Below are 11,449 nucleotides of genomic sequence, written 5' to 3'. Positions count from 1 at the left end.
ACGGCGCTATCGTGGGCATGACCACCTTCGGTGAGTCGGCGCCGGCGGAGCAGCTGTTCGCCGAGTTCGGCTTCACCGTGGACAACGTGGTGGCCAAGGCGCAGGCGCTGCTGAAGTAAGCCGCCGGGCGCAAGCCGATAAAAAAGCCGGTCATCATGACCGGCTTTTTTTATGGGCGGAAATCGCGATTACGACGCGGCCTTGACGCTTTCGGCGCTGCGCAACCGGTCGTAAGCCGCCGCCAGCAACAGCACCAACAGCGTAGGCTGCAGCCAGACCAGACCCTGCTCGGCCAGCGGCAGCTTATCGAACCAGGCGGGCAGCAGGCCGCTGAAGCTTGAAGCCTTCAGGCCATCGGCCAGGCCGAACACCAGGCTGGTAGCGATCACCGGCGCGAAGACGCGTCTGGCGCTGCGCCAGCGGTTCTGGCTGAAGCTGAGCAACACCAGCGCGATGCAAGGCGGGTAGATCGCCGTCAGTACAGGCAGTGAGACGCGGATCAGATTGGCCAGCCCCATGTTGGAAACCAGCATGGCGAAGAGGGCGAGGATGACCACCAGCGCGCGATAAGAGAGCGGCAGGTAGCGGGAGAAGAAGTCCGCGCAGGCGCAGGTCATGCCGACCGCCGTCACCAGGCAAGCGATGAACATCAGCACCGCCATAAAGACGCTGCCCAGATCGCCGAAGGTGTGCTGCACATAGGCGTGCAGGATCGCTGCGCCATCCTGAGCACCGCTGCCGACCAGGCTGCCGCTGCCGGCGCCCAGCTTGAACATGCAGATATAGACCAGCGTCAGGCCGACGCCGGCGATCAGGCTGGCCCACAGGGTGTAGCGCAGCAGCAGGCCGCTGTCGCTGACGCCGCGCGAGCGGGCGGCGGTGACGATAATCGAGCCGAACATCAGCGCCGACAGCGTGTCCATGGTTTGATAACCCTGCACGAAGCCGGTGGAAAACGCCGCGGCCTGATAGCTGCCGACGGCGGAGACCGGCGCACCGGCGGGCCACACCAGGGCGGCGATGCCGAGCGCGGCCAGCGCCAGAATTTTCAGCGGCGCCAGAATATGGCCGACGTTATCGAGCAAGCGGCCGGGATACAGCGACACAACCATCGCCAGGGTAAAGAACAGCAGGCTGTAGATGAACTGCGGCAGGGCGCCGTTGCCGGTGAAGGGCGCGATGCCGAGGGCGAAAGAAACATTGGCGGTTCGCGGGGTGGCGAACAGCGGGCCGAGCGCCAGATAGCAGACGGTCGCCAACAGCAGGCCGGCGGTGCGGCCGATGGGGCCGGTCAGCAGGCTGATGCTGCCGCCGACGCGCGCCAGCGCGATCACGGCGATCACCGGCAGAGCGACGGCGGTCACCATAAACCCGAGGGCGGCCGGCCACAGATGTTCACCGGACTGCAGCCCCACCAGCGGGGGGAAAATGATGTTGCCGGCGCCGACAAACAGGGCGAAGGTCATAAAGCCCAGGGCGATAATGTCTTTCGGGGATAAACTCTTGGTCATAACGGTATGGCACTGCCTGTATTCATGAAATAAACGGCCTGGCTGCGAAATGAAGCGCTGCAGAAGGAGGCGCGTGGGGCTGCGTACGCCCGCAAAAATTTTCGTCCGGCAGGATATAATAATTCGGCGACAAAAACCTGATTAATACAGCGCTGTTTATCCTGGCGTGAACCGGCCGCACAGAGGGATCATGGCGGCCGGCCCGGCAGCGCGTTAGCGCGCCACCCTGTCTATCGACAGCGGAATTTCGATGTGCGGCTTGAAAGAGACGTGGCCGTCTTTCGACCGGTTTACGGGGGAAAAAGATCGGCATATCGCGGGTCGAATGCCGGCTTTGTTCTGACGTTGCCGGGACGCCATCGTACAGCGAATTCGCCTGCTGCGGCGCTCACGCCTGGCAGAATAGTCTGCGACACGGATGACCGCAAAGCTCGCGCCGCCGGGCGTGGGTATTGACTGAAAAACGTCCAACCTCACAAAACCGAAAGATAACAAGCAACGCCGTTGCCTCGTCGCAATTATTAACTGTATGTTAATTTTTGGTTTATTAAATGTGATCTGGGGATGGATGATGATGAAAAAAATCAGCGCTACCGTGGCTGCAATCACCTTACTGGGCTCCGTTTCCGCCTATGCGGCCTTCCCGGCGGGCTACCCCGCCGACTATCAGAAACTGGTCGACGGCGCGAAGAAAGAAGGCAAGGTGGTGATTTACTCGACCACTGACACCAAAGCGGCGGCGCCGCTGATCCAGGGATTTGAGGCGTTGTATCCGGGCATCAAGGTCGAATACAACGACATGAACAGCACCGAACTGTATAACCGCTTCATCAGCGAGCAGGCGGCCGGCGGCACCAGCGGCGACCTGGTGTGGAGTTCGTCGATGGACACCATTTTGAAACTGGCGGGCGATTACGCGCAGGAGTATGCCTCTCCGGAGCGGGCTCAGCTGCCAAAATGGGCGGTATGGCAAGATAAAGTGTATGGCACCACCTATGAGCCGGTAGTGTTCATCTATAACAAACGCTTGATCCCGCAGGGCGATGTGCCGGATTCGCACGCGGCGTTGGCCAAGCTGATCGCCAGCCAGACGGACAAATTCAAGAAGAAAGTCACCACTTACGACATCGAAAAATCCGGCGTTGGCTTCATGCTGTCGGTGCAGGACTTCAAGGCCGATCCCAACTACTTCAAAACGCTGGCCGACGTGGCCAAGGGCGGGCTGGCGGTGCAATCCTCAACCGGCACCATGATGGAACGCGTTTCCTCCGGTGAAAACCTGATCGGTTTCAATATTCTCGGCTCATACGCCGAGGCCCGCGCCAAGAGCGATCCGTCGCTCGGCATCGTCTATCCGAAAGACTATACCCTGGTGCTGTCGCGCGTGAGCTTCATCAGCAAAGAGGCCGGCAACCCTAACGCCGCCAAGCTGTGGTTCGACTACGTGCTGTCGGAGAAAGGGCAAAATATTCTCGCCAATCAGGCTGATATCCCTTCGATCCGCAACGATGTCGAAGGCAAGAACGACATCGACGGCATGACCAAGCTGCTGGGCAACGCGCTCAAGCCGATCCCGGTCGACGACAGCCTGCTGGAGTATTTGCAGCCGGCCAAGCGTCTCGACTACATCAAACAATGGCGCGCCGCCGCGGCGAAATAACAGGGACTGCATTCGGACGCGCGCCTGACGTACAGGCGCGCGCCCTTTGGTCGTCGTTTACAACCATAGGGAGCATTTATGCAAGCATGGCGCAGAAAGTGGCAGAGCCTGCCGCGCGGCCTGGTGGTGTTGATAACCGCGCTGGTTATCTATGTCCCCCTGTCGTTTATCATCATTCAAAGCTTCCTCTCGGCTCCGTTTTTCTCTCCCTCCAAGGTCTTCAGCCTGGAGGCCTTCGAGTTCATCTTTACCGACCCGGATTTCTACAAGGCGCTGAGAAGCGGCTTTATTCTGGCATTCGGCCTGGTGATCATCGCTATCCCGCTCGGCGGCATTTTGGCCTTCCTGATGGTGCGCACCGATCTGCCGGGGCGGCGGATCATCGAACCGCTGATTTTGGTGCCGATCTTCGTGTCGCCGATGGTGCTGGGCTTCGGTTACGTGGTGGCGGCGGGGCCGGTGGGCTTCTTCTCGCTGTGGGCGGAGGCGCTGCTGGGCTTCGTGCCGTGGAACATCTATTCGATGGCCAGCATCGTGGTTATCGCCGGGTTGACGCACGTGCCCCATGCCTACCTGTACATCTCCTCGGCGCTGCGCAGCGTGGGCTCCGACGTTGAAGAAGCGGCGCGCACCGCCGGCGCTACGCCGCTGCAGGTGATGACCGCCGTCAGCCTGCCGATGGTGCGGCCGTCTATCTTGTACGCCGGGGTGCTGCTGTTCTTCCTCGGGCTGGAGGTGTTCGGCCTGATGCTGGTGTTGGGCGATCCGGAGGGCAACCTGGTGCTGGCGACCTACCTGTATCAGTTGACCAACAAGCTGGGCACGCCGTCTTACCACCTGATGGCGGCGGTAGCAGTGGTGCTGATTTGCATCACCATTCCGTTGGTGATGCTGCAGCGCAGGCTGATGCGTACCGCCAACCGTTTCGTCACCGTCAAGGGCAAAGCCTCGCAGGCCCGCGCGTTGCCGCTGGGCAAATGGCGCTGGGTGGCCGGCGCGGTGGTGATGTTCTGGCTGACCGTGACCATCGGCGTGCCGCTGATCGGCGTGGTGCTGCGCGCCTTTATCTCCAACTGGGGCGTGGGCGTGTCTGTCTGGGACGAACTGTCGATCAACACCTTCCGCACCATCTGGGCGCAGCCCAACCTGCTGCGCGCCATCGTCAACTCGATGGCGATCGGGGTGATCGGCGGGGCGCTGGCGGTCGCGTGCTATCTGTTTATCGGCATCGCGATGCACCGCAAGCCGGACGGCGCCACGCGCTTCCTCGACTACAGCGTGCTGGTGCCGCGCGCGGTGCCGGGGCTGCTGGCCGGTTTGGCGTTCCTGTGGGTGTTCCTGTTCCTGCCGATGTGGCTGGATAAATCGCTCAAGGAAGGCTGGCTGTCCGTGCTGCCGATGGCCGAATGGCTGCGCGAGAACGTGATCGTCTGGCTGCGTTCGCTGCGCAGCACCATCTTCAGCGTCTGGCTGGCCTACACAGTGGTGTGGATGGCCTATGGCCTGCGGCTGATCTCTTCCACGCTGCTGCAGGTGGGGCCAGAACTGGAGGAAGCCGCGCGCAGCGCCGGCGCCAGCCGCGGCCAGATCACCCGACACGTTACCATTCCGCTGTCGCGCTACGGCCTGATCGGCTCCTGGCTGCTGATGTTCCTGATCTTTGAACGCGAATATTCCACCGGGGTTTATCTGCTGTCTCCGGGCACGGAAACCATCGGCTCGATGCTGGTTTCCCTGTGGGCCGCGGGCGCCATCGATATCGTCGCCGCGCTGTCGTTCATCAATATCCTGCTGGTGGTGCTGGGGCTGGGGATCGCCTTGCGCTTTGGAGTGAAATTACATGATTGAACTTTCGGTAGAGAACCTGCATTTGACCTATGGCGACAACCCGGTGCTGAAAGGGGTGTCGATGGATCTGAAACGGGGCGAAGTGGTCTCGCTGCTGGGCCCGTCGGGCAGCGGCAAAACCACGTTGCTGCGGGCGGTGGCCGGGCTGGAGAAGCCGAGCCAGGGGCGAATCGTCATCGGCGACAGCGCGGTTTACAACGGCAGCGCGCGCAGCGAAATTCCCGCCGAAGAGCGCAACCTGGGGCTGGTGTTTCAGTCCTACGCCCTGTGGCCGCACAAAACGGTGTTTGAGAACGTCGCTTATCCGCTGAAGCTGCGTAAGACCGGCTCGGCGGAAATCGCCCAGCGAGTGCAGGCGGTGCTGGATCAGCTCGGGCTGGGGCATTTGGCCAAGCGTCATCCGCACCAGCTCTCCGGCGGCCAGCAGCAGCGGGTGGCGATCGGCCGTGCGCTGGTCTACAACCCGCCGGTGATCCTGCTGGATGAGCCGCTGTCCAACCTCGACGCCAAGCTGCGCGAAGAAGCGCGGGTATTTCTGCGCGAGCTGATCATCAAGCTCGGTCTGTCGGCGCTGATGGTGACTCACGATCAGAACGAGGCGATGGCCATTTCCGATCGCATCCTGCTGCTCAATAACGGCAAAATCGAACAGCAGGGCACGCCGCAGGAGATGTACGGTTCGCCCGCCACGCTGTTCACCGCCGAGTTCATGGGCAGCAACAACCGGTTGCCGGGCAAGGTCGTCGCGCTGGAAGGTGATCGGGCGCGCATCGAAGGTAAGGATTGGGCGCTGTGGGGCAAAGCGGGCGAAGGCGTGCAGGTCGGGCAGGAGGGCACGGCGGTGATCCGCGTGGAGCGCGTGCGGTTGGGTGAAGATCCGCAGGGTAATCAGCTTGAGCTGCCGTTGCTGACCAGCATGTATCTCGGCGATCGCTGGGAATACCTGTTCCGCACCGTGGCCGAAGATTTCGTGGTGCGCGCCTATGGCCACGAGGCGCGCGATCGGGCGCTGTGCCGGCTCTCCCTGCCGGCCGAGCATCTGTGGATATTCCCGAAAGCTTAACCAGGACGCCCGCCGTTGCGGGCGCTCCCTTTACAAATCCAGCACCAGCCGGCTGCCTTTGGCGCGCGAGCAGCAGATCAACAGGGTCTGCTGCGCCGCGCGTTCTTCCTCGCTGAGATATTGATCGCGGTGATCGGCTTCCCCTTCGACGATGCGGGTTTCGCAGGTGCCGCAAATGCCTTCGCGGCACAGGCACTCGACCTTGGCCGCCTTGCTGTTTTCCAGCGCCTGCAGGATGGTCATGTCTTGCGCCACTTCAAGCTCAATACCCGATCGAGCCAGCACCAGTGTAAAGGCGCCGCCCGCCGTGTCTTCGGCGGCAAAGGCTTCGCTGTGCAAGCGACCGGCATCGATACCCCGTTCGGCGGCGATCCGGTAGACCGCTTCGTTCAGCGCCGCCGGGCCGCAGACGTAGATATGGGCGCCGGGTTCCACATCGGCCAGCGTGCGCGCCAGATCCAACCGGCCGCCAAGGCTGGAGACATGGCAACTGACGTTGTCTGCGAACGGCGCTTGCATCAGCTGCTGCTGGAAGGCGTTGTGCTCTTCACTGTGGAAGCAGTAGTGCAGATGGTAGCGTTGGCCGCTGCGTTGCAGCTCATGCAGATGGGCCATAAACGGCGTGATGCCGATGCCGCCGGCGATCAGCACGTGATGTTGCGCTTCCGGCGCCAGCGCGAACAGGTTATTCGGGGTGCTGATGGTCAGCGTATCGCCGACCGCCAGCCGGTCATGCATGAAGTCGGAACCGCCTTTGGAAGGAGACTCGCGCCGAACGGCGATCTGGTAATGCTCGAGTTCGAACGGTGAGCTGAGCAGCGAATAGGCGTTGCTGTAGCGCTGCTCGCCGTCCTGCATTTGCACGATGATGTGGCTGCCGCCGCTGAAGGCGGGCAGCGGCCGGCCTTGCGGATCCGCCAGGGTAAAGCGCTTGACCCGTGCGGTGACGGTTTCGATGTCGACGACGCGGACATCAAGCATCTGATAGCTGGTCATTCATTGGCTCCAAAGCGCGGGCGTCCCCGCGCATGAAAAAGTTATACCGCCTGGCACAGGTATTTGAGCTCCAGATAGTCTTCGATGCCGTATTCGGAGCCTTCACGCCCCAGCCCCGACTGTTTCACCCCGCCGAACGGCGCCACCTCGTTGGAGATAAGCCCGGTATTGATGCCGACCATGCCGTACTCCAGCCGTTCCGAAACACGCCAGATGCGCGCCGCATCGCGGGTGTAGAAGTAAGCGGCCAAGCCGTAAATGGTGTCGTTGGCCTGGCGGATCGCCTCGGCTTCGTCATCGAATATCACCAGCGGCGCGACCGGGCCGAAGATCTCTTCTTCCAGCAGCAGCGAGCCGGGCTGCACGTTGCCCAGCACCGTCGGGGTGAAGAAATTGCCGCCCAGCGCGTGCGGCGTGGCGCCGGTCAGCACCTGAGCGCCTTTGCTCAGCGCGTCATCGAGCAGCTCCAACACCTTATCGCGCGCCTTGCGATTGATCAGCGGGCCAATCTGTACGCCGGCTTCGAAGCCGTTGCCGACCTGCAGTGCCGCCACGCGGGCGACAAACTTCTCGGCGAACTGCGGGTAAACGCCGCGCTGCACGTAGAACCGGTTGACGCAGACGCAGGTCTGCCCGGCGTTGCGATACTTGGCGATCAGCGCGCCTTCCACTGCGGCATCGATGTCCGCATCGTCAAATACGATGAACGGCGCATTGCCGCCCAGCTCCAGCGACACTTTCTTGATGGTGTCCGCGCTCTGGCGCATCAGCAGCCTGCCCACCGGTGTGGAGCCGGTAAAGCTGAGTTTGCGCACCTGCGGGTGGCGAGTCAGCTCGGCGCCGATCGCCTGCGAATTGCCGGTCACCACGTTGAATACCCCGGCGGGAATGCCGGCGCGTTCGGCCAGCTCGGCCATCGCCAGCGCCGAATAAGGGGTTTCGTTGGCGGGTTTGACCACCAGCGTACAGCCGGCCGCCAGCGCCGGCGCGGCCTTGCGGGTGATCATCGCCGCCGGGAAGTTCCAGGGCGTGATCGCCGCGCACACGCCGATGCCCTGTTTCAGCACCATCAGGCGTTTATCGCTGCTCGGCGAAGGAATGATGTCGCCGTTGGCGCGCTTGGCCTGTTCGGCGAACCATTCGATAAAGGAGGCGGCGTAGCGGATCTCACCCAGCGATTCCGCCAGCGGTTTGCCTTGCTCCAGCGTCATCAAGCTGGCCAGATCCTGCTGGTGTTCCAGCATCAGTTCGAACCAGCGCCGCAGCAGCTGCGCGCGCTGTTGCGCCGGCAGCGCGCGCCAGCCTTCCAGCGCCTGCTGGGCGGCGTCGATCGCCCGTTGGGTTTCGGCCGTCGCCATGTTGGGCACGCTGCCGATTGGCCGGCCGGTGGCGGGATCGCTCACCGGCAGGGTTTCCTGGTTATCGGCGTCGCGCCATTGGCCGTTGATATATGCCTGTTGGCGGAATAGCGCCCGATCGGAAATATTCACGAGAACCTCACAAGTCAGGGGAAAGGGGCACGCGGGCCCCGTCGCATCAAGGTTGATAAACCTGCGCCAGCAGGTTGTGGAAGTGGGCGATGCCGTGTTCGCTGACGCCGCTGCCGGCGCCGTCGGCCATGATGCGCCCCTGGCCGCGATAGCCGCGCGACTTCAGGCCTTTTTGCACGCTTTCCACCAGCCGCAAATCTTCCGGGCGGAACACGTCGCGGTACCAGTCGATCAGTTTGAGCTGTTCGTCGCTCAAATCGGTGTTGGTGAAGTAGATGTCGTAGTGCTGCAGGGTGGTTTCCGCATCGACCGGGAACTCATAGATCACCGTCATCATGCCTTCCAGCGGCGGCATGTTGAACATGGTGCACGGCCACAGCCAGATGCCGTGGAAGCTGGATTCTTTGCCCTCTTCAAACTTGAACGACTGCTCGGAGGGACGGGCGTAGCCGAACTGCAGCGTCCAGTTGCCGTGCAGGGTGTGCCAGTAGCGATCGACCTGCACCGAGTCGGCGAAACCGGGATGCGCCGGGCCGCAGTGGTAGCACTCGAGGTAGTTGTCGACGATGTTCTTCCAGTTGGCCGGGGTGCGGGTGACGAAACGCGCCGCCAGCTTGAGATCGTCGACCTGCGGGCAGGCTTCGCGCACTTTGGCGTCGAGGCCCGGCAGTTGGTCTTCCACCGTGCCGGCCTGCGAGTCCAGATTGACGTAAATAAACCCGGCGTACTCTTCGACCCGCACCGGCACCAGATGCGAGTTTTCCTTATCGAAGTTCTGCACGTTTTCGCAGTTGCGCGCGTGCGCCAGTTCGCCGTCCAGCTTGAACGCCCAGGCGTGATAAGGGCAGGTGATGACGTTTTTCGCCCGGCCGTCGCCCACCAGCAGCTGGTGGCCGCGGTGCGGGCAGACGTTGTAAAAGGCGCGCAGCACGTTGTCGCGGCCGCGCACCACCAGAATGTTTTCACCGATGATCTCGCGGGTGATGTAGTCGTTCGGTTGGGCAAGCTCGCTGCGGTGCGCCACGCAGATCCAACTGGTGGCGAACACCTGCTCTTTTTCGTGCTCGAACGCCGCCTGGTGGGTGTAGAACCGGGCCGGTATGGTGTAGGCCTCACGGGCGTCGGCGCAGAAATCTTTCGGTAAGGTAAATTCAGGGATCAGAGTGCTCATAAGTTAACCTTCCTCTTTTCTTATTGTCATTTCGCCATAGGGCGCGGTTGATACGACGATGGAGCGGAGAGTTCGCCGGCCGGCGGCGCTTCGGGCAGCGTTGGCGGGCTGCTTTCGATCAGGTGCGCCGGGATGGCCGCGTAGTCCTGCTTCAGCCAGCGGGCGAAACCGTAGGTTTTCACCAGCAGCACCAGCAGGAACGGCAGTGCGGTCAGGATCACCGTGGTTTTCATGGTGTCCAGCGAGGCGCCGGTAAACAGGATCGACAGCGGGATCAGGGTGATCACCACGCACCAGAACAGCCGCAGCATCGGGCTGGGATCTTGCCCCTCCTGCAGGTTGCGGGTGCTGGTGGCGGCCATGGTGTAGGCCACGGCGTCCATGTGCGAGGCCAGGAAAATGATCATGATGAACAGATAGGCGGCGAGGAACAGCTTGCCGAGCGGCAGCGCCGTCAGCAGCATCTGCACGGCGGTTTCGCCGCCCTGGGTGCTGAGGATCTCCGGCACGTTGAGCTGCCCGCTGATGAACTGGTGCATGGCGTAGCTTTCCAGCGAGCCGAAGAAGAACCAGCAGCCGAGGGTGCTGCCGAGCAGCAACGCCCAGATCACTTCTTTAATCTTGCGTCCGCGCGAGACGCGGGTGACGAACATCGCCACGCCCGGGGTATAGGAGATCCACCACAGCCAGTAGAACACCGTCCAGCTGCGGCTGAAGCTGCCGTCGCCCATCGGATCGGTGAACAGGCTCATCTGCAGAAAGTTTTGCGCCGTCAGGCCGATGGCGTTGATGGTGTTGTTGATGGTGAATTCGGTCGGGCCGACCAGCAGCACCAGCCCGGCGAAAGCGAATGCGCCCCAGCCGACCATTTTACTTAGGCGCTGCATGCCGCCGTCGATGCCGATGTAAGAGCTGAGACAGAAGATCACCGCCGCCAGCAGGATCACCGTCGCCTGCACCGCGAAGTTGTCCGGGATGCCGGTCAGCGCCGTCAGCCCGCGGGTAAAGGTGGAGGCGGTCAGCACCAGTGAAATGGTGAGGGCGCCGACGGTGGCGACCAGGAAGATCAGATCCACCGCCCGCCCGACCGGGCCGTTGGCGCGCACGCCGGTGATGGCGGAAATGATCCCCGACAGGCTGAGCCCTTTGTTCTTACGCACGTGGAAGTGATAGGCCATGATCAGCGAGGCGAGGGCGTAGGTCGCCCAGGCGCTCAGGCCCCAGTGGAAGAAGGAGTAGCTGATGCTGTATTCCAGCGCCTTCGGGGTGCGCGGCGCGATGTTCAGCCCCGGCGTCTGGTAGTAATACGCCCATTCCATCACCCCCCAGTACAGGGTGGACGAGCCCAGGCCGGCGCAGATGAACATGAACAGCCAGGCCAGCGTGGAGTATTGCGGTTTGCCTTCGCCGAGGCGGATATTGCCGTATTTGCTCAACGCCAGATACAGCACCACCAGCAGGGCGATCAGCACCAGGATTTGAATGGTTGAACCGAACAGCCGGGTGACGCCGTTGAAAATGGTGTTGGCGATAAGCGCGGATTGAGCCGGAAAGAGCATCAGGCAAAGGGCGATCAGCGCAATGCTGCACAGGCTGATGGCGATGAGCGTGACATCCTTTTTGGGATTGCTCTGCATGGGAGTGAACTCCTGTTATCGGTGGTGGGCCGGTGCGCAAAGCGTAGGGTGCGCCCGGGCCTTATTGGCTTGA

8 protein-coding genes and 1 pseudogene are annotated in these 11,449 nt (G+C 62.3%); 4 read left to right on the top strand and 5 right to left on the bottom strand.

Translation table 11 applies throughout. From position 1 onward, the window contains the following. A pseudogene (locus tag ACSBQS_RS22475) lies at positions 1-119 on the top strand (transketolase-like TK C-terminal-containing protein); the annotation flags it as partial. Positions 120-188: 69 nt separating this feature from the next. Here ACSBQS_RS22475 and brnQ read toward each other — a convergent pair. Beyond that, positions 189-1,511 (bottom strand): branched-chain amino acid transport system II carrier protein, encoded by a 1,323-nt coding sequence (brnQ, locus tag ACSBQS_RS22470; RefSeq protein WP_046687774.1) that lies wholly within the window; start codon positions 1,509-1,511, stop codon positions 189-191. 571 nt (positions 1,512-2,082) lie between these two features. Between brnQ and ACSBQS_RS22465 the strand changes: the two genes are divergently transcribed. The 3 genes from ACSBQS_RS22465 to ACSBQS_RS22455 all read left to right on the top strand — a co-directional run bounded on the left by ACSBQS_RS22465 (position 2,083) and on the right by ACSBQS_RS22455 (position 6,082). Beyond that, positions 2,083-3,171 carry an ABC transporter substrate-binding protein gene (locus tag ACSBQS_RS22465; RefSeq protein WP_197752522.1) on the top strand — a complete coding sequence of 363 codons (1,089 nt, stop codon included), beginning with the start codon at positions 2,083-2,085 and terminating at the stop codon, positions 3,169-3,171. 78 nt (positions 3,172-3,249) lie between these two features. Beyond that, a complete protein-coding gene (locus tag ACSBQS_RS22460) occupies positions 3,250-5,019 on the top strand; it encodes an ABC transporter permease (RefSeq protein WP_033644727.1) in 1,770 nt (589 codons plus the stop codon). Further along, on the top strand, positions 5,012-6,082 hold the full coding sequence (locus ACSBQS_RS22455) for an ABC transporter ATP-binding protein (RefSeq protein WP_434991352.1): 1,071 nt from the start codon (positions 5,012-5,014) through the stop codon (positions 6,080-6,082). The genes ACSBQS_RS22460 and ACSBQS_RS22455 overlap by 8 nt, the downstream gene beginning before the upstream one ends. A gap of 30 nt (positions 6,083-6,112) precedes the next feature. On the opposite strand, the gene ACSBQS_RS22450 is transcribed toward ACSBQS_RS22455, so the two are convergent. Genes ACSBQS_RS22450 through ACSBQS_RS22435 form a run of 4 tightly spaced genes read right to left on the bottom strand, consistent with a single transcriptional unit; the run spans position 6,113 to position 11,376 of the window. Then, entirely contained in the window at positions 6,113-7,078 is a 966-nt protein-coding gene (locus tag ACSBQS_RS22450) for a PDR/VanB family oxidoreductase (RefSeq protein WP_103101290.1), read from the bottom strand. 41 nt (positions 7,079-7,119) lie between these two features. Next, on the bottom strand, positions 7,120-8,568 hold the full coding sequence (locus ACSBQS_RS22445; protein ID WP_353440594.1) for an NAD-dependent succinate-semialdehyde dehydrogenase: 1,449 nt from the start codon (positions 8,566-8,568) through the stop codon (positions 7,120-7,122). 46 nt (positions 8,569-8,614) lie between these two features. Beyond that, complete coding sequence (locus tag ACSBQS_RS22440; protein ID WP_197750050.1) at positions 8,615-9,739, bottom strand: aromatic ring-hydroxylating oxygenase subunit alpha; 1,125 nt, start codon at positions 9,737-9,739, stop codon at positions 8,615-8,617. 26 nt (positions 9,740-9,765) lie between these two features. Beyond that, the gene (locus ACSBQS_RS22435; protein ID WP_033644733.1) at positions 9,766-11,376 is read right to left on the bottom strand and encodes a BCCT family transporter; all 1,611 of its coding nucleotides are present in this window, start codon (positions 11,374-11,376) and stop codon (positions 9,766-9,768) included. Between the last annotated feature and the right edge of the window lie 73 nt (positions 11,377-11,449).

The organism is Serratia sp. H402Y (assembly GCF_051172415.1).
GTDB classification, from domain to species: Bacteria; Pseudomonadota; Gammaproteobacteria; order Enterobacterales; family Enterobacteriaceae; genus Serratia; species Serratia ureilytica.
Note: the sequence above shows the minus strand (reverse complement) of the source record. Positions and strands in the feature narration are given on the sequence as shown.